24 protein-coding genes and 1 tRNA gene are annotated in these 24555 nt (G+C 64.4%); 11 read left to right on the forward strand and 14 right to left on the reverse strand.

Annotation, left to right across the window (positions count from 1 at the left end; genetic code table 11):
* Position 1: 1 nt before the first annotated feature.
* A complete protein-coding gene (locus ACG873_RS28655; RefSeq protein WP_394889202.1) occupies positions 2 to 1489 on the forward strand; it encodes an ATP-binding protein in 1488 nt (495 codons plus the stop codon).
* Between the two features lie 29 nt (positions 1490 to 1518).
* On the opposite strand, the gene ACG873_RS28660 is transcribed toward ACG873_RS28655, so the two are convergent.
* A complete protein-coding gene (locus tag ACG873_RS28660) occupies positions 1519 to 1947 on the reverse strand; it encodes a hypothetical protein (protein WP_394889203.1) in 429 nt (142 codons plus the stop codon).
* A 196-nt stretch (positions 1948 to 2143) separates the two neighbouring features.
* On the opposite strand from ACG873_RS28660, the gene ACG873_RS28665 reads away from it, so the two are divergent.
* Positions 2144 to 2506 (forward strand): winged helix-turn-helix transcriptional regulator, encoded by a 363-nt coding sequence (locus tag ACG873_RS28665; RefSeq protein ID WP_394889204.1) that lies wholly within the window; start codon positions 2144 to 2146, stop codon positions 2504 to 2506.
* On the opposite strand, the gene ACG873_RS28670 is transcribed toward ACG873_RS28665, so the two are convergent.
* The 4 genes from ACG873_RS28670 to ACG873_RS28685 form a co-directional block, all read right to left on the reverse strand.
* Positions 2487 to 3512, reverse strand: a complete 1026-nt coding sequence (locus ACG873_RS28670) for an esterase-like activity of phytase family protein (RefSeq protein ID WP_394889206.1) — start codon at positions 3510 to 3512, stop codon at positions 2487 to 2489. The genes ACG873_RS28665 and ACG873_RS28670 overlap by 20 nt on opposite strands.
* Entirely contained in the window at positions 3509 to 5407 is a 1899-nt protein-coding gene (gene cobT, locus ACG873_RS28675) for a cobaltochelatase subunit CobT (protein ID WP_394889207.1), read from the reverse strand. Before cobT ends, ACG873_RS28670 begins: the two co-directional genes overlap by 4 nt.
* Before the next feature lie 12 nt (positions 5408 to 5419).
* Positions 5420 to 6406 (reverse strand): cobaltochelatase subunit CobS, encoded by a 987-nt coding sequence (gene cobS, locus ACG873_RS28680; protein WP_394889209.1) that lies wholly within the window; start codon positions 6404 to 6406, stop codon positions 5420 to 5422.
* An 89-nt stretch (positions 6407 to 6495) separates the two neighbouring features.
* The gene (locus tag ACG873_RS28685; RefSeq protein WP_394889211.1) at positions 6496 to 7116 is read right to left on the reverse strand and encodes a J domain-containing protein; all 621 of its coding nucleotides are present in this window, start codon (positions 7114 to 7116) and stop codon (positions 6496 to 6498) included.
* A 145-nt stretch (positions 7117 to 7261) separates the two neighbouring features.
* Between ACG873_RS28685 and ACG873_RS28690 the strand changes: the two genes are divergently transcribed.
* Positions 7262 to 7564 (forward strand): BolA family protein, encoded by a 303-nt coding sequence (locus ACG873_RS28690; protein ID WP_394889212.1) that lies wholly within the window; start codon positions 7262 to 7264, stop codon positions 7562 to 7564.
* Between the two features lie 87 nt (positions 7565 to 7651).
* Here the strand turns inward: ACG873_RS28690 and ACG873_RS28695 are convergent, their stop codons facing one another.
* The 3 genes from ACG873_RS28695 to ACG873_RS28705 are packed head-to-tail and all read right to left on the reverse strand — an operon-like array spanning position 7652 to position 10304.
* Entirely contained in the window at positions 7652 to 8581 is a 930-nt protein-coding gene (locus tag ACG873_RS28695; RefSeq protein WP_394889213.1) for an HlyC/CorC family transporter, read from the reverse strand.
* A complete protein-coding gene (gene aroB / locus ACG873_RS28700) occupies positions 8578 to 9696 on the reverse strand; it encodes a 3-dehydroquinate synthase (protein WP_394889214.1) in 1119 nt (372 codons plus the stop codon). The genes ACG873_RS28695 and aroB overlap by 4 nt, the downstream gene beginning before the upstream one ends.
* Positions 9693 to 10304 (reverse strand): shikimate kinase, encoded by a 612-nt coding sequence (locus tag ACG873_RS28705; RefSeq protein WP_394889215.1) that lies wholly within the window; start codon positions 10302 to 10304, stop codon positions 9693 to 9695. Before ACG873_RS28705 ends, aroB begins: the two co-directional genes overlap by 4 nt.
* A gap of 225 nt (positions 10305 to 10529) precedes the next feature.
* Between ACG873_RS28705 and ACG873_RS28710 the strand changes: the two genes are divergently transcribed.
* The 5 genes from ACG873_RS28710 to ACG873_RS28730 all read left to right on the forward strand — a co-directional run bounded on the left by ACG873_RS28710 (position 10530) and on the right by ACG873_RS28730 (position 14397).
* On the forward strand, positions 10530 to 10685 hold the full coding sequence (locus tag ACG873_RS28710) for a histidine kinase (protein ID WP_394889216.1): 156 nt from the start codon (positions 10530 to 10532) through the stop codon (positions 10683 to 10685).
* A 2-nt stretch (positions 10686 to 10687) separates the two neighbouring features.
* Entirely contained in the window at positions 10688 to 11614 is a 927-nt protein-coding gene (locus ACG873_RS28715) for a site-specific tyrosine recombinase XerD (RefSeq protein ID WP_394889217.1), read from the forward strand.
* An 87-nt stretch (positions 11615 to 11701) separates the two neighbouring features.
* Complete coding sequence (locus ACG873_RS28720; protein WP_394889218.1) at positions 11702 to 12652, forward strand: acetyl-CoA carboxylase carboxyltransferase subunit alpha; 951 nt, start codon at positions 11702 to 11704, stop codon at positions 12650 to 12652.
* Positions 12653 to 12869: 217 nt separating this feature from the next.
* Entirely contained in the window at positions 12870 to 14138 is a 1269-nt protein-coding gene (locus ACG873_RS28725) for a hypothetical protein (RefSeq protein WP_394893754.1), read from the forward strand.
* Positions 14139 to 14148: 10 nt separating this feature from the next.
* Entirely contained in the window at positions 14149 to 14397 is a 249-nt protein-coding gene (locus tag ACG873_RS28730) for a sulfurtransferase TusA family protein (protein ID WP_394889219.1), read from the forward strand.
* A 29-nt stretch (positions 14398 to 14426) separates the two neighbouring features.
* Here ACG873_RS28730 and ACG873_RS28735 read toward each other — a convergent pair whose 3' ends face one another.
* The 3 genes from ACG873_RS28735 to ACG873_RS28745 form a co-directional block, all read right to left on the reverse strand.
* Complete coding sequence (locus tag ACG873_RS28735; protein ID WP_394889220.1) at positions 14427 to 15161, reverse strand: DUF899 family protein; 735 nt, start codon at positions 15159 to 15161, stop codon at positions 14427 to 14429.
* 79 nt (positions 15162 to 15240) lie between these two features.
* Complete coding sequence (locus tag ACG873_RS28740) at positions 15241 to 16335, reverse strand: CobW family GTP-binding protein (protein ID WP_394889221.1); 1095 nt, start codon at positions 16333 to 16335, stop codon at positions 15241 to 15243.
* Entirely contained in the window at positions 16328 to 17485 is a 1158-nt protein-coding gene (locus ACG873_RS28745) for a D-alanyl-D-alanine carboxypeptidase family protein (RefSeq protein ID WP_394893755.1), read from the reverse strand. The genes ACG873_RS28740 and ACG873_RS28745 overlap by 8 nt, the downstream gene beginning before the upstream one ends.
* 226 nt (positions 17486 to 17711) lie before the next feature.
* On the opposite strand from ACG873_RS28745, the gene ACG873_RS28750 reads away from it, so the two are divergent.
* The 3 genes from ACG873_RS28750 to ACG873_RS28760 all read left to right on the forward strand — a co-directional run bounded on the left by ACG873_RS28750 (position 17712) and on the right by ACG873_RS28760 (position 20925).
* Positions 17712 to 18875 (forward strand): M20 aminoacylase family protein, encoded by a 1164-nt coding sequence (locus tag ACG873_RS28750; RefSeq protein ID WP_394889223.1) that lies wholly within the window; start codon positions 17712 to 17714, stop codon positions 18873 to 18875.
* A gap of 283 nt (positions 18876 to 19158) precedes the next feature.
* Positions 19159 to 19235 (forward strand) — tRNA-Arg (locus ACG873_RS28755).
* 190 nt (positions 19236 to 19425) lie between these two features.
* A complete protein-coding gene (locus tag ACG873_RS28760) occupies positions 19426 to 20925 on the forward strand; it encodes an FAD-dependent monooxygenase (RefSeq protein WP_394889224.1) in 1500 nt (499 codons plus the stop codon).
* A 312-nt stretch (positions 20926 to 21237) separates the two neighbouring features.
* Here the strand turns inward: ACG873_RS28760 and ACG873_RS28765 are convergent, their stop codons facing one another.
* From ACG873_RS28765 to ACG873_RS28775, 3 genes are all read right to left on the reverse strand, one after another.
* A complete protein-coding gene (locus ACG873_RS28765; RefSeq protein WP_394889225.1) occupies positions 21238 to 21450 on the reverse strand; it encodes a Pr6Pr family membrane protein in 213 nt (70 codons plus the stop codon).
* A 110-nt stretch (positions 21451 to 21560) separates the two neighbouring features.
* Entirely contained in the window at positions 21561 to 21803 is a 243-nt protein-coding gene (locus tag ACG873_RS28770) for a hypothetical protein (protein ID WP_394889227.1), read from the reverse strand.
* Positions 21804 to 22257: 454 nt separating this feature from the next.
* On the reverse strand, positions 22258 to 24327 hold the full coding sequence (locus tag ACG873_RS28775) for an ATP-dependent helicase (protein WP_394889228.1): 2070 nt from the start codon (positions 24325 to 24327) through the stop codon (positions 22258 to 22260).
* Positions 24328 to 24555: the final 228 nt, after the last annotated feature.

The following is a 24555-nucleotide window of genomic DNA, read 5'->3' on the forward strand; positions in this document are numbered from 1 at the left end:
TATGACCGAGAACACCACGCCAGAAGAAAGCGCAGCCATCGACGGGGACCGCAGCGTGCCGCTGTCGCGCGGCCTTTCGCTGAAGCTCCTGGTGCTTACGATCCTATTCGTGCTGATTGCCGAAGTGCTGATCTTCCTGCCTTCGATCGCCAATTTCCGGCTGCGGTGGCTGGAGGAACGGCTGGGCACAGCGGCCGCCGTGTCGACCGTTCTGGTCGAGGACGATGCCGCCAGCCTGTCGCGCGCGGTTCAGGACGATGTGCTGAGGGCGATCGGCGCCAAGGCCATCGCGGTTCGCGACGAAGGCGTGTCGCGGCTGCTGGTGGTGGCCGACATGCCGCCGCAGGTCGACCAGCATATCGATCTTGCCGCGGCCGGGCCGATGGATGCGATGATGGGTGCGGTCGACACACTGTTCTTCGGCGGCGGCCGCATGCTGCGCGTGTTCGGCAAGGTCGGCGACAGCGACAAGGAATTCGAGATCGTCGTGCCCGACAAAAAATTGCGCAACGCCATGCTTGTCTACTCGCGCAATGTCGCTTTCCTGTCGCTCCTTATTTCGCTGATCACGGCGATGCTGGTCTTCTACGCCATAAACCGCATCATGATCCGCCCTATCCGCGCCATGACCGGTTCGATGCTTGCCTTTTCCCGGGCGCCCGACGACCCTGGCCGCATCATCGAGCCGGAGGATCGCGGCGACGAGATCGGCGTCGCCGAGCGCGAGCTTGCCGGCATGCAGCGGCAGTTGCAGAAGACGCTCGGCGAGCAGAAGCACCTCGCTGACCTTGGCCTCGCCGTATCCAAGATCAACCACGACATGCGCAACATCCTCGCCTCGGCACAACTGATGTCGGACCGGCTGCGCTCGGTAAAGGATCCGACCGCCCAGTCGCTTGCGCCCAAGCTGGTGCGGGCGCTCGACCGCGCCGTCTCCTATTCCGAAGGCGTGATGGCCTATGGCCGCACCCAGGAGGCGCCGCCCTCGCGCCGCAGGCTGCGGCTGAGGCAATTGGTCGACGACGTGCAGGAACTTCTCGGCATAGACCCCGCCGGCGGCATCGAATTCGTCAACGCGGTCGATCCCGCCTTCGAGGTCGATGCCGATTCCGAGCAGCTTTTCCGCGTGCTCACCAATCTCTGCCGCAACGCGCTGGAGGCAATGGCGGCGGACCGGGAGCGCGCGGTGGTCAACCGGCTTTCGGTGTCGGCCGAGCGGATCGGCAGCGTCAGCCGCATCCTCGTCGCCGACACCGGCCCAGGCCTGCCGCAGAAGGCCAGGGACAATCTGTTCGCCGCGTTTCGCGGTTCCGCCCGCAGCGGCGGCACCGGGCTTGGCCTGGCGATCGCGCACGAGCTGGTCCGCGCCCATGGCGGTTCCATCGATCTCGTCGAAAGCGTCGGCGGCCGGACCGTTTTTTCCATCACCATCCCCGACCAGCCGGTAAGGCTCGAGGACGCCCGCGGCAATCTGCGCCGCCCGGCGTGAGGCGAGGCCGCGGCCCAGGTGGATATGAGCTATGACAGCGCCGGCTTCGTCCCGCGTGCCGTTTCGAACGCGAGCGCCGTCAACGGACCGACCATGAGCCACTGCACGACGGTGAATGCCGTCTCGATAACGAGATAGTCCGGAACGGACGTCATCACGTTCTTGGCCGCGACGGCGATGGTTGTGAAACTCCAGGAAAGCAGTGCGCCGAGCGCGGCATAACGCAGCCCGCGCGACAGCCAGCCGTCGCTGCTTCCAGCAAACGCCCTGTCGAAGATATAGGCGAAGATCGCCGCCTGGATCAGCATCGAGACGAAGCCGAAGGGGACGATGATGCTCTCGCGATAGATCTGCAGCGCCTTGTAGTAGCCGTCGAAGAGAATCAGGTGCCAGACGAAACCGAGCGCAAAGGTCGGTACGAGATAGGCAAGCACCGGCAAGGCGTAGCGTTTCGTCATTCTGTCCTCCGTGAACACGAGCGTATCCCACTCGGCTTCCGCCGCTCCGGAAATCCGCCAGCATAGTGACTTTTATTTTGCAAGTCGCCGCATGAAACCATATATCGAAGTCACTTGCAACATGAAAGTCGAGAGGTGCGTCTTGGTGTATCCACAGTTCCGGTCTCCGTGTCCCGTCGCCTCGGCGCTTGATCTGGTGGGCGACAAATGGAGCCTGATCGTGCTGCGGACGATCTTTGCCGGCCGCCACCGCTACAACGAACTCGCAGACATAGCCGAGAAAATCTCGACCAACATACTGGCAGACCGGCTCGCGCGGCTGGAGGAATACGGGCTGATCGCGAAACGCGCGTATCAGCACAACCCGGAGCGCTTCGAATATCATTTGACCCAGCGGGGGGCGGATTTTCTGCCGGTTCTCCAGCAGCTGGCGATCTGGGCGCGGGAGCATATTCCAGACCGCTGGTCGCTGCCGGGCTGGTTTGCCGAAGGGACGGCCAGGCAGTTTTATCCAGAGCCCGGCACAGACGGCGCCGCGCTCAATCCTCGTGCAGGATGAACTCCAGGTAGAGATTGCGCTGCAGGATGGAGTGGTTGTCGTCGGAGATCAGCGACACGATCTGCGCGCCGTCGGAGCGCAGCCAGACGTCGAGGCCTTCCATATTGTCGATCTGAAAACTCATGTCGGCTTCGAGCAGCACCGGCCCGTCGGCGACCACGCCCTTGGCGATAGACTCGCCGAAGATGCGGCGCAGCCGCATCTTCACACCTTCCGCCATCGTGTAGCTGCGCTCGAGCAGCAGGAGATCGCCGTCGGGCAGGAAGGCGCCGTCGGTGATGTCGAAATTGCCGTTGCGCTTGACCGTGAAGACGCCCCGGTTCGGCCCTTCGATGATGGCGGCGAAGATGTTGCCTTTTTTGTCCAGGCTCTTTTCCGAGACGATGACCAGCCCGCCTTCGTGCTGCCCGTGCGGATGGGAATGCGCGACGGTTTCGAAGCCGCGGTTCTGGCGCAGTTCATTGGCCGGCACCAGAAAATCCAGTTCGCCGAAGGCGGCCTTCATGCCGTCCGGCTCGATCCTGAACTGCGCGATGCGGTGGTTGCGCTCGAAGGCTACCGTCGCGACGCCGTCCTTGACCGCCAGCCCCTCGCCATCGACCAGCCATTTCCGGTCGACCGATTGCCCGCTCTCGTCGACCATCTGCGTCATGCGAAAATTCTTCATGCCTTCGGGGCGCAGTTCGGCGTCGCGGACGATGGTTCCGAAGAACCAGAAGCCGGTATCGGCGACCCCGACAAAATCCGCACCGGGGGAGGTGAAGCGGATCGCCGAAAGCGCGCCGAGATCGCGCGACGAGGACGTGAGTTCCAGCCCGCCGACGAATTCCAGCGGCCCGAATCGTTTGTCCTCGCGCCCGATGTGGAATTGCGTGATCGGCCGGGCGGAGATTTCGATCGGTTCGACGGCGGGCTGGGCGAGGGCTGACGGCCCGGAGGCGAAAAGCGCAAGCGCAAGAATTGCCTTCGCCAGCCAGGCATTTACCAGGTCGGCGGTTCTGCTCATCCCGCCCGCCTGAGCCCGCCGCGGCGGGTCTCGCGGACACTCTCCTCGCCGAACAGCGAGGCGAGTTGCTCGGTCATCGCGCCGGCAAGCTCCTCGGCGTCGACGATCGTGACGGCGCGGCGATAGTAGCGGGTCACGTCGTGACCGATGCCGATGGCCAGCAGTTCGACCGGCGAGCGCGTCTCGATGAGTTCGATGACGGCGCGCAGATGGCGCTCGAGATAGTTGCCCGGATTGACCGACAGCGTCGAATCGTCGACCGGCGCGCCGTCCGAAATCATCATCAGGATTTTTCTCTGCTCGGTCCGCGCCATCAGGCGCTGATGCGCCCAGAGCAGCGCCTCGCCGTCGATGTTTTCCTTGAGCAGGCCCTCGCGCATCATCAGGCCGAGATTGCGCCGCGCCCGCCGCCACGGCATGTCGGCCGACTTGTAGATGATATGGCGCAGGTCGTTGAGGCGGCCGGGGTTCGGCGGTTTGCCGTCCTTCAGCCATTTCTCGCGCGCCTGCCCGCCCTTCCAGGCGCGGGTGGTGAAGCCGAGGATCTCGACCGAGACGCCGCAGCGCTCCAGCGTGCGCGCCAGGATATCGGCGCAGGTGGCGGCGACCGTGATCGGCCGTCCCCGCATCGAACCGGAATTGTCGAGCACCAGCGTCACCACAGTGTCGCGGAATTTCGTGTCGCGTTCCTGCTTGAAGGAGAGCGGCTGCATCGGGTCGATGACGACGCGGACCAGCCGCGCCGGATCGAGATAGCCCTCTTCGAGGTCGAAATCCCAGGAGCGGTTCTGCTGCGCCATCAGGCGGCGCTGCAGCCGGTTGGCGAGGCGGCCGACGACGCCCTGCAGATTGGCGAGTTGCTTGTCGAGGAAGGCGCGCAGGCGGTCGAGTTCTTCCTCGTCGCAAAGCTCTTCCGCGCCCACCGTCTCGTCGAAAGTCGTGGTGAAGACCTTGTAGTCGACCTGGCGCGGCAAATCGGCGAAGGGATTGTCCTTGCGCTTGGCCTCGCCGGGCGTCTCGGCGTCGGCGTCCTCGTCGTCGGAAACGTCCTCCGCGGTGGCGTCGGAGGCTTCCATCTCGCCCTGCTGCTCCTCCTCGGAGGCGGCTTCGGCATCCTCTGCCTGCGACTGCTCGCCGCCGGAATCGTCCTCGCCGCCTTCCTCGCGGTTTTCCTCGCCCTGCGGCTGGTTTTCGTCGTCCTGTTCGGACTCTTCGCTCTCCTGGTCGTCGCCGAGTTCCTCGGCCATTTCCATGGAAGCGAGCATCTCGCGCACCACGCGCGCGAAGGCCTGCTGGTCGTCGAGCTTGCCGGCCAGCCCGTCGAGATCGGGGCCGGCCTTGTCTTCCACCCATTTGCGCCAGAGATTGACCATCCGCTCGCCACTCTTCGGCGCGGGGCGGCCGGTCAGCTTCTCGCGCACCATCAGCGCCAGCGCCTCCTCGATCGGCGCATCGGCTTGGTCGCGGACGTCGGCGAGATTGGCCTTGGCGTATTTGTCCTCTAGCATCGACCCGATATTGTCGGCGACGCCGGCCATCGCGCGCGAGCCGATGGCCTCGACACGGGCCTGCTCGATCGCGTCGTAGACGGCGCGCGCCTGCTTGCCTTCCGGCGCGAATTTCGAGTGGATGCGGAGATCGTGGCAGGCGCGCTTCAGCGCCATGGAATCGCCCAGGCCGCGGGTCACCGAAATGTCGGTCGCGGTCGGCTTCTTCGGCATTTCGGGCAGACGGGCGCGGTTGCCGGCAAGCGCCGGCTTGTCCTTGGCGAAGCCGACCTCCAGCTCATGATCGCCGGAAATCGCGCGCATGCAGACCGTCACCGCGCGCTTGAAGACATCCGCTTCGCCGCCGGTCTTGGGCTTGTTGCGTGTATTGTCGCCGGGACCCGCCATCGCAGCCTTAGATCACCCCAGCACCACGTTGGCCGCGCTCTCCGGCAGTTCCTCGCCGAAGGCGCGCTGGTAGAACTCGGCAACGATGGTGCGTTCGAGTTCGTCGCACTTGTTGAGGAAGGTCAGCCGGAACGCCATGCCGACATCGCCGAAGATCTCGGCGTTTTCGGCCCAGGTGATGACCGTGCGCGGGCTCATCACGGTCGACAGATCTCCATTTATAAAGGCCGAGCGGGTCATGTCGGCGACGCGCACCATCTTGCCGACGATCTCGCGGCCCTTGTCGTTGCGGTAGTGCTTGGCCTTGGCCAGCACGATCGCCACCTCGTTGTCGTGCGGCAGGTAGTTGAGCGTGGTGACGATCGACCAGCGGTCCATCTGCGCCTGGTTGATCTGCTGCGTGCCATGATAGAGGCCGGTGGTGTCGCCGAGGCCGACCGTATTGGCGGTAGCGAACAGGCGGAAGGCGGGATGCGGGCGGATGACCCGGCTCTGGTCAAGCAGCGTCAGGCGGCCGGCCGATTCCAGCACGCGCTGGATGACGAACATCACGTCGGGGCGGCCGGCGTCGTATTCGTCGAAGACGAGCGCGACATTGTGCTGGTAGGCCCAAGGCAGGATGCCGTCGCGGAATTCCGTGACCTGCATGCCTTCCTTGACGACGATCGCGTCCTTGCCGACAAGGTCGATGCGGCTGACGTGGCTGTCGAGATTGACGCGCACACAGGGCCAGTTGAGGCGGGCCGCGACCTGCTCGATATGGGTCGATTTGCCGGTGCCGTGATACCCCGAGACGATGACGCGGCGGTTGTAGGCGAAGCCGGCCAGGATCGCCATCGTCGTCTGCTTGTCGAAGAGGTAATCGGGGTCGATGTCCGGCACATGCGCGTCGGCAGCCGAATAGGCCGGCACAACCATTTTCGATTCGAAGCCGAAGGTTTGCTTGACCGACACCGTGGTGTCGGGAAGGTTTGCGATGTCGCGATCGACCTTATTCATCTAGACCATCAATCTCCACGCGCGCGAAAGCATCACCCTTCGCCGGCAATCTCTCTTCTCTCGGGCGCGGTCTTTAGCAGAACAGCGGTCTAACACAAACCCGCTTGTTTGAGCACGCGATAGGCTTGCAGCACGTCGCGGAACCGGTCTTCCGAACCCCTGTCGCCACCATTGGCGTCGGGATGGTGGCGCTTCACCAGTTCCTTATAGCGCGCCTTGATGTCCGCGCCAGTCGCCTTGACGGTTAGTCCAAGCGTTTCCAGCGCCTTGGCCTCAAGCGGCTTGGCCTTGCGCTCGCGCGGCTCCGAACGGTCGCGCGGACCGTCGAACAGGTTGAACGGGTCGCGCACGCGGTTGTAGTAGCCGGCGCGGCCGGAGCGTTTGGTGGCGAAATCCGGCGACGAGCGCGCGTCGCCGTTCGAGCCCATGGCCCAGGTCGGCCGGTGGCCCGTCAGCGCCTCCTTCTGGAAGCGCGCGATCTCTGAATCCGGCACGCCGGAAAAATAGTTGAAGCCCTTGTTGTACTCGCGCACATGCGCGAAGCAGAACCTGAAGTACTCGCCTTCCTTCATGCGACCGACGGGAGCGCGGTGCGTACCGGCCTCGCTGCAGCCGTCCCACTGGCAGGCCGGAGCACGCGGCTCCGCTTCCGCGGCCTTGCGATCCGGGCGCACGCGGATTTTCTCGAAATATTTCGAATAGGTGCTCATCTCGACCCATTTATGGGGTGTTCGCGATGCGAAACAAGAATTGACATTTCGACGAGGATCGCCCTAACCCGCTGAATCGCGGATTAATCCGGAACTTCGGTGTTTTTTGTGGCGGCGCCGACACATGTGGGCGAAGGAGACGGCAATGTCTATAGCGGCGACGATGGAAGCGAAGCTGAAAAAGGCGTTTGCGCCGGAGCGGCTGGTCGTCATCAACGAGAGCCATCTGCATGCCGGGCACCACCATGTTGCCGGCGGCGAACATGCGGAATTCGACGGCAAGGGAGAGACGCATTTCCGCATCCGGATCGTGTCGCCGGCGTTCGGCGGCATGAGCCGCATCGAGCGTCACCGCGCGGTGAACGCGGTGCTGGCCGGCGAATTCGACGCCGGGCTGCACGCACTGGCGATCGAGCCCGCAGCGCCGGGCGAGAAGACGAGGTGGTGACGAGCGTCTTCTCCTTGGGAAGATGCTGGCAGACGGGAGAGGGGCGACACGAACATTTCAGAGCTGGGCGCTGTCCCTCATCCGGCCCTATGGGCCACCGTCTTCCCGTAAACGGGGCGAAGGAGGGGCGAGCTCCACCGCCGGCCTGATCCTGAGCCTGGTGATCCGGTTCTTTTCGCGCTTCATGACTACGAAACGCTTGCCGTGGAAGGTGAAGGCCTGCTTCTCCTCGGGGATCGACTGCGTCTCGTGGATGACGAGGCCGGCGATGGTGACCGCTTCGTCGTCGGGGAGTTCCCAGCCGAGTGCGCGGTTCAGGTCGCGGATCGACACCGAGCCGTCGACAACGACGGAACCGTCGGCTTCCTGCTTGACGCCCTGCATGTCTATGTCGTGCTCGTCGGCGATCTCTCCGACGATCTCTTCGATGATGTCCTCCAGCGTAACGAGCCCTTCGACCTCGCCGTATTCGTCGACCACGATGGCGAAATGCGCCTTGCGGCGCAGGAAGGCGTTGAGTTGGTCCTGCAGCGTCGTCGTGTCCGGCACGAACCACGGCTTGGCGGCGATCTTCATCACGTCGATCCGCGAGAAGTCGTTGCCGACATCGTTCAGCGCACGAAGCAGATCCTTGGCGTGCAGCACCCCGACGATATTGTCGAGCGATTCGCGCCACAGCGGCATGCGGGTGTGCGGGCTCCGCAGGATTTCGCGAACCACCGCCTCGGGCGGATCGTCGGCATTGACCGAACGCATGTTCAGGCGGTGGACCATGACGTCGGCGACTTCGAGCCCGTGCAGGTCGAGCAGCGCGCCCGTGCGGCCGCGCTCCTGCTTGGCATGGTTGCCGTCGCGGTGCTGCTCGGCGGCGGCGCGTGGTTCCTCGTGCGCCGACGGCTGCGGTTCGATGCGGCCGAGCTCGATGCCGAACGCCGCGAGAAGGCGCGTACGGAATACGACCGCCAACACAATGAGGGCGAGGAAGCCGCCTGCAATCATGACGGCGTCGGCGCTCATCCGGGATGGTTCTCCCGGAGGAAGGAGAGCACTTCGGATGCAGGCACGTCGCGGGCGATGAAGGACTGGCCGACGCCATGCGTGAGGATGAAGGTCAGCGCGCCGCGCGATACCTTCTTGTCCTGCGCGATATAGGCAAGCAGGCGCTCGGCGTCGGGCAGCGAGCCGGGAATGTCGGCCATGCGCCAGGGCAGGCCGACTTCGCGCAGATGCGCCTCGACGCGCGCCGCGTCGTCATGGCTGGCGAGGTTAAGCCGGGCGGAAAAGCGATGCGCGAGCGCCATGCCGATGGCGACGCCCTCGCCGTGCACAAGGCGGGCGCCGTCATAGCCGGTAGCCGCCTCCAGCGCGTGGCCGAACGTGTGGCCGAGATTGAGCAGCGCCCGATCGCCGGTCTCGAACTCGTCGCGGGCCACCACTTCGGCCTTGGCGCGGCAGGATTGCGCGATCGCCTCGGTGCGCGCCGGTCCGCCGTCGAACACTTCCCTCCAGTTATTCTCCAGCCAGGCAAAGAAATCCGGCTTGTCGATCAGGCCGTATTTGGCCACCTCGGCATAGCCGGCGCGGAATTCGCGCGCGGGCAGCGTGTCGAGGACGCCTGTGTCGGCCAGGACCAGGCGCGGCTGGTGGAAGACGCCGACGAGGTTCTTGCCGTGGGCGGTGTTGATGCCGGTCTTGCCGCCGACCGAGGAATCGACCTGCGCCAGAAGCGAGGTGGGCATCTGGACGAAATTCATGCCGCGCCGGACGATGCCGGCGGCGAAGCCCGCGAGGTCTCCGATCACGCCGCCGCCGAGCGCGATCACCGCGTCGCCGCGCTCCAGCCGCGCCGCGAGCACGCCGTCGACGACCTGTTGCAGGGCGTCGAAGCTCTTGGTCTTCTCGCCGGCCGGAAGCACGATCGACGTCGATTCGATGCCGCTCCGGGAAAGGCTTTCCGATAATGCGCCGAGATGGCAGGCGGCGACGTTCTCGTCGCTGACGATCGCCGCGCGGATGCCCGGCAGACGCCTGGAGATCTCCTCGCCGGCGCGACCGATCAATCCCGCTCCGATCAATATGTCGTAGGTGCGCTCGCCGAGCCCGACCTCCACCGTCACCGCGTCTGCGCTCATGTCTTGTCCTTCGGAGGGTTCGCGGTGGCCGACTGCCGGAAATGCCGGTGCAGGGCCTCGATCACCTCGGCGGTGATCACGTCCTTGCGTTCGTCGCGCGTCGGCACGGTCAGGGCCGCCAGCGCATAGACCGGGTAGCGCTCGATCATCAGCCTTTCCAGCACGCCGCGCGGGTCCGGGTTCTTGAGCAGGGGCCGGTTCTGCTTCTTGGAAACGCGCTCCATCAGCGTGTCGAGATCGGCCTTCAGCCAGACCGAGACGCCGTGTGTGTCGATCGCGGCCCGGGTCTGGCCGTTCATGAACGCCCCGCCTCCGGTTGACAGCACTTGCGGGCCGCTTTCCAGCACGCGCAGGATGACGCGCTGCTCCAGCGCCCGGAACTCGGCCTCGCCGTAGCGCTCGAACAGTTCGGGCACCGTCATGCGGGAGACGCTTTCGATCTCGTGGTCGCTGTCGGTGAACGGCAGGCCGAGCGCCGCCGCGACCTTGCGGCCGATGGCGGTCTTGCCAGCGCCCATCAGCCCGACAAAGACGATGGAGCGCTGGCCGAGATGCCTGAGCATTTCGGCATGGCTGCTCGCCGTCGGATTTAGCGCCTCTGTACTCATCCGGCCCTCAGAGCCTTTCAATTCCGAAAAGTGGAACGAGGCTCTAGATCGTTGTTTTGCCGCATGATCTTTTCCGAAAGTCTGCAACTGTTCGGGATCATGCGCTAGCCGGCGTTTCGACATGAAAAGGCGGTTTGCGTCAAGCGGCGGTCTTCAAGCCCTTGAACTGGCCAGACCTGCGTCCCATAACGACACGGGCGCACATATATACGGACGAGCTTGTTCATGCCGACACTGTTCCGGTTTCTGGTCACCTTGGGCATACTGGCCGGACTGGTCTATGGCGCGATGTTTGCACTGGTGATGTTTGTCGAGCCGAAGAAAGGCGAGATGACCGTGCGCATCCCGACCGAAAGGCTCAACCCGAAACCGCAGCAATAGCCATGCGGAGCGCCGCACGCATCGAAGCCTTCCTCGAAATGATGAGCGCCGAGCGGGGTGCGGCGGAAAACACGCTCTCCTCCTACCGCCGCGACCTGGAAGACGCGTCCGAGCAGCTTGGCGGCCGCCTGGCTGAGGCCGAGGCGAGCGCGATCCGAAGCTATCTGGGCGATATCGCGTCGCGCGGCTTCGCGCCGACTTCGCAGGCCCGCAAGCTTTCGGTGCTGCGCCAGTTCTACAAGTTCCTCTATGCCGAGGGGCTGCGCGGCGACGACCCTACCGGCACCCTGGACAGCCCCAAAAGGGACCGGCCGCTGCCCAAGACGATGAGCGAGGCGGAAACCGGACGGCTGCTCGACCGGGCGGCCGCGGAAGCCGCCGATGGTTCTGCCAGCCACGCATCGCTGCTTTCCGCCATACGCATGCATGCGCTGGTGGAGGTGCTCTACGCCACCGGCCTGCGCGTCTCCGAACTGGTGGGCCTGCCGGTGACGGTGGCGCTACGCGACGAGCGCTACTTCATCGTGCGCGGCAAGGGCGGCAAGGAGCGCATGGTGCCGCTCTCGGCCAAGGCGCGCGCCGCCATGCGCGCCTGGATTGCGATGCGCAACGAAACGCCGGCGCTGGCAGCAAGCCCGTATCTGTTCCCTGCGTCCTCGGAGAGCGGGTACCTGCCGCGCCAGGTCTTCGCGCGCGAACTGAAGGCGCTCGCCGCCCGCGCCGGCATCGCCACGGCGAAGATTTCGCCGCATGTGATCCGCCACGCCTTCGCCAGCCACCTCCTGCAGAACGGCGCGGATCTGCGCGCGGTCCAGCAGCTTCTCGGCCATGCCGACATATCGACGACGCAAATCTACACGCATGTGCTGGAGGAAAGGCTGGTGCGGCTGGTCAACGACCATCACCCGCTTGCCGATGCGGCGCGCTGACGCTATGTGAAGTCAACATTTTTCGGCCCGGAACCGCCTTTGCCGGTTAACGGCCCTTATCAGATTCAGGCACCGGTCGGCTTGCGCATGTACAATTACCTCGATTTCGAAAAGCCGGTCGCCGATCTTGAAGGCAAGATCCTGGAACTCAAGAAGCTCGCGGAGAATGGCGAAGCGGTCGATGTCGGCGACGAGATCAAAAGGCTGGAGAAGCGCTCACGCGACGCGCTGCGCGACGCCTACAAATCGCTGACACCCTGGCAGAAGGTCCAGGTGGCGCGCCACCCCGACCGGCCGCACTGCCTCGATTACATCAGCTCGCTGTTCACCGACTTCACGCCGCTGGCCGGCGACCGCGCCTTCGGCGAGGACAACGCCATCGTGGGCGGCTTCGCGCGCTTCCGCGGCGAGCCGATCGCCGTCATGGGCCAGGAAAAGGGCTCCGACACCAAAAGCCGCCTCAAGCACAATTTCGGCTCGCCGCGGCCGGAAGGCTACCGCAAGGCGGTGCGCATCATGGAGCTTGCGGACCGCTTCGGCATACCGATGGTGACGCTGGTCGACACCGCCGGCGCCTATCCCGGCGTCGGCGCGGAAGAGCGCGGCCAGGCCGAGGCCATCGCCCGATCGACTTCGGCATGTCTTTCCATGAGATCGCCCTCGGTTTCCGTGGTGATCGGCGAAGGAGGCTCGGGCGGCGCCATCGCCATCGCCACCGCCAATCGCGTCTACATGCTGGAGCATGCTATCTATTCGGTGATTTCGCCGGAGGGTGCTGCCTCGATCCTGTGGCGCGATACGACGCGCTCCAAGGACGCTGCGACCAACATGAAGATCACCGCGCAGGATCTGCTCGATATGAAGATCATCGACGCGATCATCCCCGAGCCACTGGGCGGGGCGCACCGCGGTCCCGAAGCCGTGATAAGCGCCACCGGCGACCAGATCGCCAGGAGCCTGCGCGAGTTCGGTTCCCAGAACATGGATTTCCGCGAGCATCGCCGCGAAAAGTACCTGGCGATCGGCCGCAACCTCTGATTTGACGCGGCCCGCGAGCGACCTTGCGGCAAGTCTACCCGATTTTCGCCACAAAATTGCCGCCAGAATTCTGTCATTGAGCGGTCGGAGAGTCTGCTCTTGCTGCTTGCGGTAATCAAATTTCAAGGTTAACGGGCTTACGGTCGCGACCATTGGACTGGACCGGCGGGGGACCGCGGTACGGTCAGTACGACGGAAACGAAGACTACTCATGCCGATGATTGCCAATATCGCCCGCGCCGGACTGCTGCTTGCCATGCTCGCCGTGGCGGGCTGCAACGGATCGACCACGTTCGAGGACATTTCGCCCCAGGCCAGGAAGCAGCTGCCGGCCAAGATCCTGGCGCAGATGAAGGCGAAGGGCATGCCCCGCAATTCGCCGGTCATGGCGCGCGTATTCAAGGAAGAGGGCAAGGTCGAGATCTGGAAGCAGAAGACCAATGGCCGCTACGACATGATCGCGGCGTACGACATCTGCAAATGGTCGGGCAAGCTCGGCCCCAAATTCATCGAGGGCGACCGCCAGGCGCCCGAGGGATTCTATTCGGTGAAGCCGCACCAGATGAACCCGAGGTCGAACTATCACCTCGCCTTCAACATCGGCTATCCCAACGCCTTTGACCGGGCGCACGGCCGCACCGGCTCGAACCTGATGGTGCATGGCGCCTGCTCCTCGTCGGGCTGCTACTCGATGACGGACGAGCAGATCGAGCAGATCTACGCCTTCGGCCGCGACGCCTTCCAGGGCGGCCAGACCGAATTCCAGATCCAGGCCTTTCCCTTCCGCATGACGGCCGCCAACATGGCGCGCTATCGCAACGATCCGAACTACCAGTTCTGGACCATGCTCAAGGAAGGCTACGACCATTTCGAGATCACCAAGGTGCCGCCGAAGGTCGATGTGTGCGAAAAGCGCTATGTCTTCAACCGCATTCCCGCGGCCGGCGCCCAATTCGGCTCCGCGAGCGATGCCTGCCCCTCCTTCACCCAGCCGGATCCGCTGAAGACCGCCTATCAGTCCTACCAATCGACCTACGAGACGGCTTTTTCGAGCGCGATCAAGTCGGACGTGCCGGCGCCCAAGCCGACCATCGCTGGGCTCAAGGAAGCCAGCCTGGTTTCGGAATGGACCCGCCAGCGGGCGCGCGGCGAACGCGTTCCGGTCGAGCCGCCGTCGCTGTCGCATGATGGCAAGGTGACCGCGACTTCCCGCATGGGCCGCATCGATTCGCCGGCCGGACGCCGCATGGCCGAACGCGACGCCGCCGAGGCGGCAAAGCAGCAGGCCGCCGAAGCCAAGAAGCGGCCCGCCGAGGAACAGGCCGCCGCCGCACTCGCCGCCAAGGCCGCCGCCGAAGCACCGGCGCCTGTCGAGACCGCCGTCGTTCCAGCGCCGGCGCCGGTCGCCGTGCAGGCTCCGCCGGCCGAAAAGCCCGGCCTGCTCGGCAACATGACCAAGCGCATCACCAACATGTTCGGCAGCTGAGCTGCTGTCCTTGGCTGAAGACGGCGTCTACGACTTGAGGGGCCTGAACTGCCCCTTGCCAGTCCTGAAGGCGAAGAAGCGGCTTGCGGCCATGGCGCCTGGCAGCCGGCTGTGGCTCGAGACCACCGATCCGCTCGCGCTCATCGACATACCCGCTTTCTGCGCCGAGGACGGCCACCGGCTGGTGACGACGGAAGAGCGGCCCGGCGGCCATCGCTTTCTTGTCGAACGCGGAGCCGATACGGGTTTGCAGCAATAGACACGCAGACGCCGGCATCCGCAAATGCGTCAGTCGTATTCCAGCTGTTCCTGCCAGTCGGAAGGCCTGCCTTCGCGCGTCAGGTCGAAAATATTCCAGGACGGCTCGATGGTGCCGGCGTGGCGTGGATCCTGGCCGGGATCGGCGGGTGCGTAAAGCATCTCCGAACTCCAGAAGTGCCGGATTTCAGAGCCTTCGCGATGAAAAACCGTCACCATCGGCATCTGGAATCCTTCGGGCGTCTCGGCAAGATAATCACGCTTGAAGCTGTTCCCGGCCGCTGACAGCAGGCGCAGGTTCCGCCATCCACGCTCCTTGGCGAATGTGGTCAGCCGGTCAAGCGGCGCTCTGGCGATCACGACGAAATTGAACCCTGCTCCTTCCACGTGCTTCGCCGCGCCGTCCAGCGCGTCGAGAAAGGCCACGCATGAGGGGCACGGTCCTTCTTTCAGTTTCAGGCGCGCCGTCGCGCCCCGGCCGGGCCGGGCCGATCGTCCTTGGGATAGCGGGGGGAACATGAAGTTGTAGACGACCAGCGAGTCCTTGCCCGGAGCGAACAGCTCCGAGAGCTTCAACTTGGCCGGAGCGCCGTTGGGGCTTAGGCCGTCGAAAACATAGTCTTCGGGAATGAGCCCACCCGGCGGCAGTTCGCGGCGGAGGACCGAAACCGCCTGCATGGCGCGGCGCAGTTCGATCTCCTTCGCCAGCAGGCGATCACGGGCAGCTCTATATGCGGCGGACTCGCCGGGGAAGGCGATGTTCATCGTCTTGCATCCTTCTCATGTCCGAGTCGGAAGCTAGGGTCTCCATTGGGCGCGGCAAGGCAACCAGGTGTGGTTCAACTCAGCGGCCGGCAATCGCCAGCGGGTTGTCCTGCATCGCCGCGCGGTCGGCGGTATCGATCATGGGCTGGTTGGTGATCGCGGCGAACAGCCGGCGCACATAATCCCCCGGCATGTCGAGCGTGATCAGGACCAGTCTTGTGCCGCGCACATTGTCCGGCCAGGCTGGCAGGCGCGCCGGCGGATGCAGGATCTTCTGCACGCCGTGAATGACGAGCGGCCGCTCCGGGCTTTCGGCAAGCTCGATGACGCCCTTCATCCGAAGCAGTTTTTCGCCGTGAGTGGAGCGCAGGAGATCGAGGAACATCTCGATCGCCGCGAACGGCACCGGCCCGTCATGGATCAGCGAGAAGGTGCGCACGCGCTGGTCGTGGCGGTGCTCGTGGTCGTGGTCGTGATGATGGCCGGCATGGTGATGCGCGGCATGCTCCGCCTCGGCGCCGAGCCATTTGCGCACGTCCGCGATCTTGGTTTCCGGATCGTAGAGGCCGCAATCCAGCAGTTCGGCGACGCCGGCCTGCGAGGCATCGAGCAGCGGCGCGCCCGGATTGAGCTGCCGCAGCCTGTCGCGAAGCTGCTCCAGCGCTTCGGGCTCGGTGACCAGATCGGCCTTGGCGATGACAATGCGGTCGGCCACCGCGACCTGCTTGACCGCCTCGACATGGGCGTCGAGCGTGGCGGAGCCATTGACCGCATCGACCATGGCGACCACGCCGTCGAGCCGGAACGCCTGCACCAGCGCGGGATGGCCCATGATCGACTGAAGCACGGGGGCCGGATCGGCGAGCCCCGTCGTCTCGATGACCACCCGCTTCAGCCGGGCGATCTTGCCGGTCTGCAGGCGGTCGACGAGATCGGCGAGGGTATCGACCAGTTCGCCGCGCACCGTGCAGCAGAGGCAGCCGTCTGAAAGCTGGATGACGCCGTCCGACGATTGCTCGACCAGGAGGTGGTCGATGGCGACGTCGCCGAATTCGTTGATGATGACGGCGGTGTCGGTCAGCGCCGGATCCTTGAGGAGGCGGTTGAGCAACGTCGTCTTGCCGGCGCCGAGAAAGCCGGTCAACACCGATACGGGGATAGGGAACTCAGCCACTCGGCTTACCGGCAGCATCGTCCTGCTGGGCGGCGGCCGTTCCCGGCGCGGGCTTGTCGGGGCGCCAGGTCGGGATCGGCACGTCGGCATAGGCCCGGTTGGCGGCGATAGTGGCGGCGGCAGCCGGTGAGAGCGGCCCGGTCGCTCCGCCGAGCTCGACCTTGACCAGCACGCGCTCGCGCGTCATCTCGCCGAGATAGACCGGATGAGGCGGCTTCTGGGATCCTTCCTTGCTTCCCTTGGCGAGTTCCTTCTCGGCCTTGGCGCGCGCGGCCCGGCCCTCCTTGGTGCACAGTTCCTTGTGCATGTTCACTGGCTTGTTCGAACCCTTGCCGGACGGCTTCAATTCGCCGAGCGCCCGGCCGGCGGAAGCCGGGAACGTGAAGCCCCGCGCCAGCATGGCGGCCGCCTTCTCGTCGCGCGCCTTGACCGTTTCGGACCCGACGACGACGGCGAGCAGCGTACGGCCGCCGCGCGTCGCCGAGGCGATGAGGTTGTAGCCGGACGGGCAGGTATAGCCGGTCTTCATGCCGTCGGCGCCATCGAAGCGGCCGATGAGGTTGTTGTGGCTGGGCAGGACCTTTTCGCCCGCCAAAAGCCCTTCGATCGCGAAAAAGCTGGCATGTTCCGGGAATTCCCGGCGCAGCACGGTCGAGAGGATGACGAGGTCGCGGGCGCTCGTGTACTGGTTGTCGTCATGCAGGCCGTGCGCGTTGACCCAGTGCGAGTCCGTCATGCCGAGACGGGCCGATTCGGCGTTCATCCGCTCGGCGAAATTGGACTGCGACCCGGCGATGCTCTCGCCGATCGCGGCCGCGACATCGTTGGCCGACTTGACCATGATGATCTTCAGCGCATTGTCGAGCGTCAGTTCCGAACCGACGGGATAGCCCATCTTGCTCGGCGGCTGTGCGGCGGCCTTCTTGGAGATGACGACCGGGGAAGTCAGCGACACCTCGCCCGCCGCGACCGCGCGAAACGCCACATAGGCCGTCATCAGCTTGGTCAGCGAAGCCGGATACCAGCGCTGGAACGGGTTGTCGCTCTCGATGACGCGATTGGTGTTGGTGTCGATCAGGAGCGACGGATTGGCGCTCGCCGGCCCCCCACCAGAGCGAGAACGCCCGAAAGAACCGCCGTGAGAATGAATCTACGTCGCATGATGCCCGAAATCGCCTCTTGCCCAAATAGTTCCCTGGCCCATAGGTTTTCTTGGCCGGGGCATATCGCCAAGCGGGGCGATCCGGCCCTCACTGCCCGCGCCCTGGAACTTGCCCGGTGCTATTTAGCCTATGTGACGCCAAGATGGCAAAGCGTATAGGATCAACTTTCAAATCGCGGGAAGGCTATTCCCACGCCAACGGAGCGCGTCAATCATGCCGATCCTGAACCGAGCCGCCGAAATGCACGACGAAGTCACCGGCTGGCGCCGCCACCTGCACCAGACGCCGGAGCTGAATTACGACGTGTTCCAGACGGCCAGCTTCGTGGCCGAGCGGCTGCGCGAATTCGGCTGCGACGAGGTCGTTTCCGGCATCGGCCGCACCGGCGTGGTCGGTATCATCCGCGGCAGCCTGGGGCCAGGCCGCGCGGTCGGCCTGCGCGCCGACATGGATGCGCTGCCGATCAATGAGGCGAGCGGCAAGCCCTACGCCTCGGCAAGCCCCGGCAAGATGCACGCCTGCGGCCATGACGGGCACACCGCCATGCTGCTCGGGGCGGCCAAGTACCTGGCCGAGACACGCAAATTCGCGGGCTCCGTCGCCGTGATCTTCCAGCCGGCGGAGGAAGGCGGCGCCGGCGGCCTGGCCATGGTCAAGGACGGCATGATGGATCGGTTCGGCATCGAGAAGGTGTTCGGCATGCACAACATGCCCGGCCTGCCGGTCGGCCAGTTCGCGATCAGGCCCGGCCCGATCATGGCTGCGACGGCCGAATTCACCATCACCGTGAAGGGCAAGGGCGGCCACGCCGCCATGCCGCACCGCGCTATCGACCCGATCGTGGTGGCCAGCCAGGTGGTCGCCGCGTTCCAGACCATTGCTTCACGCTCGGCCGATCCCGTCGAATCCGTCGTCGTCACCGTGACGAAATTCCATGGCGGCGACGCCTATAATGTCATTCCCGAAAAGGTCGAGCTTGCCGGCACTGTCCGCACCCTGAAGAAGGAGGTGGCCGCACTGGCGCGCGAGCGCATCCACGCCATCTGCGACGGTATCGCCGCGGCGTTTGGCGCGACGATCCATGTCGACTACGATGCGAACTATCCGGTGACGTTCAACCATCCGGACGAGACGGTGTTTGCCGGCGACGTCGCGGCGGCGGTGGCCGGCGACGGCCAGGTGCACCGCGCCATGCAGCCGGTGATGGGCGGCGAGGATTTTTCCTACATGCTGGAGGCGCGGCCGGGCGCCTTCATCTTCATCGGCAACGGCGACAGCGCCAACCTCCACCATGAGGCCTACGATTTCAACGACGAGGTCATCCCGCACGGCATGAGCTATTGGGTGCGGCTCGCCGAATCCGCACTCGGAGCATGATTCCGAACCGAAGGCCGCAACGAAATCTGCGGACTTCGGACAAGATCACGTGGCCCGGCTTAGGTTTGCGCCGCCAGGCTCGGCCGGGACAGCGGGTCGGATGTGAAGACCGGCGTCAGCCAAGTTGACGCCGCCGTCAAACCGCCAATAGCAGGCGGGCAGGCGGCGCGAAAAGTTTTGTCCGTCCGGCTTGCTTTTCCAATTTGCAGTCGCTAGGTAGCGGTCTCGCTCGCGGCCGGTCCGGAAAACCGGCTTGCGGTGGCCGTTCAACGCGGCTTGTTGCGCGCCCGTAGCTCAGCTGGATAGAGCACCAGACTACGAATCTGGGGGTCAGGAGTTCGAATCTCTTCGGGCGCGCCATTTCTGGAAAACTGCGAACGCCAGCGGCCGCCGATTTTACGTCCACAGCGGCGACCACTCTGTAGCAGTTCGGTTTCGTGCCAACGGTACGGATTTCGCTCGAATCGACGATCCTCGACACGTTACGCGAGTGCACGCAAGTGGTCTCGCCGATAGTTTGGTGTCTATCGGAGTGTGACGGAGTGTGGTTATGGCCGAGCATGCGGTGGCAATTGCCGGTGGAGGCCCCACCGGGTTGATGCTGGCGGGGGAGTTGGCGCTGGCGGGTGTAGACGTTGCCATCGTCGAACGGCGGGCCAGCAACGAACTCGTCGGCTCGCGCTCAGGTGGCCTGCATTCACGCACCATCGAAATCTTCGATCAGCGCGGCATCGCCGACCGATTCCTCGCCGAGGGGCAGAAGGCGCAGGTCGCGGGGTTCGCCAGTGTCCGTCTGGATATCAGCGACTTTCCCACCCGCCATCCGTACGGACTCGGGCTGTGGCAGACGCATATCGAACGCATCCTCGCGGGCTGGGTGGCGGAGCTCAATGTGCCTGTCTATCGCGGCATCGAGGTCAGTGGCTTTAGCCAGGACGAGACCGGCGTCGACATCGAGCTCAGCGACGGCCGATCGCTGCGAGCGGACTATCTCGTCGGCTGCGATGGAGGACGCAGTCTAATCCGTAAGGCCGCCGGCATCGACTTCCCCGGATCGAATCCCACCACCAGTAATCTGATTGCCGAGGTCGAGATGACCGAGACGCCAGAATTGGGCGTCCACCGCACCGCTCTCGGCACCCATTCCTTCGGCCGGACGGCGTACCAGATCGTCGACGGCAAGATAGTCTACGCCGATCATGGGCCGATCGGCGTCCTGGTGACCGAACAACACGTCGGCGCTACGGCCGAACCCACGCTGCGCGATCTCAGCGACGGGCTCATCGCCGCATGCGGGACCGACTACGGCGTCCACTCTCCAACGTTTATTTCGCGGTTCACCGACGCGGCGCGTCAGGCCGCCTCCTATCGCAAGGGACGGGTGCTGATCGCCGGCGATGCCGCGCACATCCATCCGCCGGACGGCGGACAGGGCCTCCAGACCGGTGTGCAGGATGCGGTGAATCTGGGATGGAAGCTGGCCGAGGTGGTCAAGGGGATTTCGCCGGAAAGCCTCCTCGATACCTACCACATCGAGCGCCACTCGGTTGCTACCCGCGTTCTGCGCAACGCGATGGCCGCAGTGGCGCTTCGCCGTGAGGACGACCGCACCAAGGCCCTGCGCGAAACGGTGACCGAGCTACTCGGCATGGACGAGCCGCGCAAGCGATTTGCCGCCATGCAATCCGGGCTGGACATTCACTACGACCTTGGCGAGGGACATCCACTGCTCGGGCGCCGCATGCCCGATCTCGATCTGAGCACCGCCACCGGGCCGCTGCGAGTATTCACCCTGCTCCACGACGCCCGGCCGGTGCTCCTCAACTTCGGTGCGCCCGGCGGCTTCGACATCGCGCCATGGGCGGATCGGGTCCAGTTGGTCGACGCCAAATACGTTGGTCCGTGGGAGCTTCCGGCTCTTGGGCCGATCACTGCTCCCACCGCCGTGTTGATCCGGCCCGACGGATATGTGGCTTGGGTAGGAGACCTGACCCAACTGGGGCTCGCTGGCGCGCTAACCACTTGGTTCGGACCGCCTACTAGGGCATAGCGCACCAGCTTCCAAAATCATTCCGTGCGGAATTCTTAGGATAATGTCCTAGGTGCGAAGGGCTTTCGAGCAGTCGTAGTGGCTTCGGCGAGCTCCGGTCGTCCCCGGATGCAATTGCGAGCCGGCGACTACGATATCATAGCGCTCCAGCGGAAACGTAGTTATCAGTTTCATCCACGCTGGGGCGCCATTTCTACGCTTTTCTACGCCATACACGTCCAACCGCTGCCGATAGGCGCTCAAATATGCGATCCGTTCAATCGGATGCTTGCCGCCATCCTGCGGCCGCTTCGCTCGGTGGATCTTGAACCTTCAGGCTTTCGCTCTGGCCGCCAGCCAGCGGTCGAACCAGACCAGAGCCTCGCCGGCGATGACAAACGCCGCGGCAATCATACCGGCGTCTTCCAGCGTCCGCGGCAAGCCAATCTCGGCGACGTTGATAAAGGGATAGGGGTACCGTCCCTCGAATGCGCCGCGCGCCAAGGCATAGAAAAAGTAGCCAAGCGGATAGAGCGCCCAAAGCAACGGGTCGCGCTATCTGAGCGCACCCTTGCGGACAAATGCGAGCCAGAAAACTGTCACCATGAACGGCGTGGTTTGGTGCAGCAGAATATTGGCAACCTCTGAGCCGGCGGTCAGTTCGCGCAGCCACGCAGCAGAAGCGCATACACGACTCCGACGAGGAGGATGCTGAGCAGCGTCCCGCCGAGGAGCCAAGAGGACTCGAAAGCGGTGCTGCGGAGAGTGACGCCGGTAAACACAATCGCGACCAACAGGTTCGTCGTGATGGTGAAATAGCCGATCAGAGCCCAAAGCGCGCCGGCCCATGACGCCGCCCCGCTCGCGAGAGCGTGAAAGTGAATGGCGATCCGGCCCACGCCGCCAAAGCGATTAGCCCGGCGAGAACTCTCGCCCAGCCGTCTCCGCCTTGCAGTCTAGCCCCGCTCACGGTGCCTATCTCGGGCATGCGAGACATTATAGACGTTGCTCTGCATTTGGGGAATTGGAGGGGCAGGCTCGCGCACGGCGACGGCGGGGCCATACTTCGCGGGCTGCAGGTCGGCGACGGCATCTCGGGCTTGTCCTCAGCCCGTCAAGTCAGGCCGACATCCTGCTGCCTCTGGCATGCGCTGGACCTGTCGGTGGCCACGGCTGGAAGATCACAGCGCTCCGGCGAAGACGTAGTTCTCATCTTCATCCGCGCTGGGGCGCCATTGTCATCATAAAATCAAAAACTTATCGACGTAAAAGCTGCGCGCGGCCTGGGAGGTTTTCAACGCGCAAGCACTGTGTAGCGAATGATCTTGCGCTGACGGGCTCTCCACCGTCGCCTTATCGCCACATGCCCCGCATGCGCGCGCCGACGTCGACGCGGACCTGCCGCGCATCGGGCCGTGTGCTTTGGCTTACGGTGACAACCGGCCAGGTGCAGCATTCGAACAGTTGCAGCAGGCTCGCCGGAATGAAGCGGGTACGCGAGGCATAGACGTGCCGGTCGCCCCGGGCATTCTGACCGTGGGTGAAGAAACGCTGCGGCGTGACGAGATGAAGGCTGTCCTTCGCACGAGTCATGGCGACATAAAGCAGGCGTCGCTCCTCCTCGATGTCGGCCGTCGTGCCGACGCCCAGGTCCGACGGGATGCAGCCGTCGACCGTGTTGAGGACGAACACCGACTTCCATTCCTGCCCTTTGGCGGAGTGTATCGTCGAGAGGATCAGGTAATCCTCGTCCAGATGCGGAACGCCTGATTGGTCGCTTGTCGCATCGGGCGGATCGAGGGTCAGTTCGGTCAGGAAGCGCTCCCGCGACGGATAGCCCGCCGCAATCTGTTCGAGCTGCAACAGATCGGCCTGCCGCATCGTCGCGTCCTCGTGGATGCGCTCGAGATGCGGCTCATACCAGCGGCGGGCCTGTTCTATCTCGGCCGGCCAGCCGGCCTTGCCGGGCCTTAGCTGCTGCAGCACATCGACAAACCCTGTCCAGTCATCGCCGGCGCGCGGCGGAACGGGAATGTTGGCAAGCGCAGTCAGCGGATCGGGCTGATCGGCCATGGCATCGAGCACACGTTGCGCCGATGTCGGGCCGACGCCGGGAAGCAGTTGCATCAGGCGGAAGCCGGCGACGCGATCGCGCGGGTTTTGTGCAAAGCGCAACATCGCCAGCATGTCCTTCACATGTGCGCTGTCGAGGAATTTGAGCCCGCCGAACTTGACGAAGGGGATGTTGCGGCGCGTCAGCTCGACTTCCAGAGGGCCGCTGTGGCTGGAGGTCCGGAACAGCACCGCCTGTTGCTTCAGGGTGGCGCCGACCTCTCGATTTTCCAGAACGTGCTCGACGATGTAGCGCGCCTGTTCGGTTTCGTCGCGAACGGTGACGAGCCGCGGCCGCTCCGCCGACTGGCGCTCGGTCCAGAGATTTTTCGTGAACCGTTCTGCTGCAAGATCGATGACGCCGTTTGCAGCGGCGAGGATTGGCTGCGTCGAGCGGTAATTGCGGTCGAGCGTGATGATTTCGGCCGACGGGCTGAACTCGGTGGGAAAATCGAGGATGTTGCGAACCGACGCCGCACGGAAGGAATAAATCGACTGCGCGTCGTCACCGACGACGGTCATTCCCCGGCCGCCCGGCTTCAGCGCCTTGAGGATCGAGGCTTGGAGGCGGTTGGTGTCCTGATATTCGTCGACCAGGACATGATCGAAACGGCCGCCGATATCGTCGGCAAGGAGCGGATCGCTGACGGTCTGGGCCCAGTAGAGCAGCAGGTCGTCGTAATCGAGAACGTTCTGCGCCTGTTTAGCCTCTACGTAGGCGGCGAACAACTCACGCAATTGCGCGCTCCAGCCGGCGCACCATGGGAAGAAGCTGCCAAGCACCTCGTCGATCGGCAGTTCAGAATTGACGGCGCGGGAGTAGATCGCAAGGCAGGTGCCTTTGGTCGGGAACCGACTTTCCATCTTGGAAAAGCCCAGTTGGTGCCGTGCAAGGTTCATCAGGTCAGCGCTGTCCTCCCGGTCGTGGATGGTGAAGGCGGGATCGAGCCCGATCTGCTCGGCATAATCTCGCAGCAGCCGCGCGCCGATACCGTGAAAAGTGCCGGCCCAGGCCAGCGCATCGGTCATGACGCCGGCATTGGCGCCGAGCACCTGGACACAGATGCGTTCGACGCGGCGGGCCATCTCGCTTGCCGCCCTGCGGGAAAAGGTCATCAGCAGGATACGGCGCGGATCGGCGCCGTTGACGATCAGATGCCCGACGCGATGCGCCAGAGTATTGGTCTTGCCCGAACCTGCGCCTGCGATGATGAGCAGCGGGCCGCCAATCCTGCCGTCGGAAATGCCGACGCCGTGCTCTACGGCACGGCGCTGTTCAGGATTCAGCTTTTCGAGGTAGGCGACGGACATTGATTGCGAATCGGTTGGAGATAACGGACCTTACTGGATCACGTTTCTCGTTTTGTTCGCAATGCCATCCTTCCATAAACAATAGAGGTTCGCCGGTTGCATCGGATGCCGAGCGCCAACCCGCCGCCAGACGCATGCGGTCTGCGCTTCAAGAACGGACTAGGACTTTCAGCGAATCATTCTGATGAATGAGGTCTTTGCGATGGCAGATCGACGCGTTAGGGAAGG

The organism is Allomesorhizobium aridi (assembly GCF_043769475.1).
Taxonomy (GTDB): domain Bacteria; phylum Pseudomonadota; class Alphaproteobacteria; order Rhizobiales; family Rhizobiaceae; genus Allomesorhizobium.

Excerpts from the sequence above, each read along its gene's own strand:
- aroB (WP_394889214.1), bottom strand. The coding sequence starts at position 9,696 with ATGAGCGCAGACGCGGTGACGGTGGAGGTCGGGCTCGGCGAGCGCACC.
- ACG873_RS28660 (WP_394889203.1), bottom strand. The coding sequence starts at position 1,947 with ATGACGAAACGCTACGCCTTGCCGGTGCTTGCCTATCTCGTACCGACC.
- ACG873_RS28695 (WP_394889213.1), bottom strand. The coding sequence starts at position 8,581 with ATGAGCGCCGACGCCGTCATGATTGCAGGCGGCTTCCTCGCCCTCATT.
- ACG873_RS28690 (WP_394889212.1), top strand. The coding sequence starts at position 7,262 with ATGTCTATAGCGGCGACGATGGAAGCGAAGCTGAAAAAGGCGTTTGCG.
- ACG873_RS28710 (WP_394889216.1), top strand. The coding sequence starts at position 10,530 with ATGCCGACACTGTTCCGGTTTCTGGTCACCTTGGGCATACTGGCCGGA.
- ACG873_RS28735 (WP_394889220.1), bottom strand. The coding sequence starts at position 15,161 with ATGAACATCGCCTTCCCCGGCGAGTCCGCCGCATATAGAGCTGCCCGT.
- ACG873_RS28670 (WP_394889206.1), bottom strand. The coding sequence starts at position 3,512 with ATGAGCAGAACCGCCGACCTGGTAAATGCCTGGCTGGCGAAGGCAATT.
- ACG873_RS28750 (WP_394889223.1), top strand. The coding sequence starts at position 17,712 with ATGCCGATCCTGAACCGAGCCGCCGAAATGCACGACGAAGTCACCGGC.
- cobT (WP_394889207.1), bottom strand. The coding sequence starts at position 5,407 with ATGGCGGGTCCCGGCGACAATACACGCAACAAGCCCAAGACCGGCGGC.
- ACG873_RS28655 (WP_394889202.1), top strand. The coding sequence starts at position 2 with ATGACCGAGAACACCACGCCAGAAGAAAGCGCAGCCATCGACGGGGAC.
- ACG873_RS28685 (WP_394889211.1), bottom strand. The coding sequence starts at position 7,116 with ATGAGCACCTATTCGAAATATTTCGAGAAAATCCGCGTGCGCCCGGAT.
- ACG873_RS28705 (WP_394889215.1), bottom strand. The coding sequence starts at position 10,304 with ATGAGTACAGAGGCGCTAAATCCGACGGCGAGCAGCCATGCCGAAATG.
- ACG873_RS28760 (WP_394889224.1), top strand. The coding sequence starts at position 19,426 with ATGGCCGAGCATGCGGTGGCAATTGCCGGTGGAGGCCCCACCGGGTTG.
- cobS (WP_394889209.1), bottom strand. The coding sequence starts at position 6,406 with ATGAATAAGGTCGATCGCGACATCGCAAACCTTCCCGACACCACGGTG.
- ACG873_RS28725 (WP_394893754.1), top strand. The coding sequence starts at position 12,870 with ATGATTGCCAATATCGCCCGCGCCGGACTGCTGCTTGCCATGCTCGCC.
- ACG873_RS28715 (WP_394889217.1), top strand. The coding sequence starts at position 10,688 with ATGCGGAGCGCCGCACGCATCGAAGCCTTCCTCGAAATGATGAGCGCC.
- ACG873_RS28775 (WP_394889228.1), bottom strand. The coding sequence starts at position 24,327 with ATGTCCGTCGCCTACCTCGAAAAGCTGAATCCTGAACAGCGCCGTGCC.
- ACG873_RS28720 (WP_394889218.1), top strand. The coding sequence starts at position 11,702 with ATGTACAATTACCTCGATTTCGAAAAGCCGGTCGCCGATCTTGAAGGC.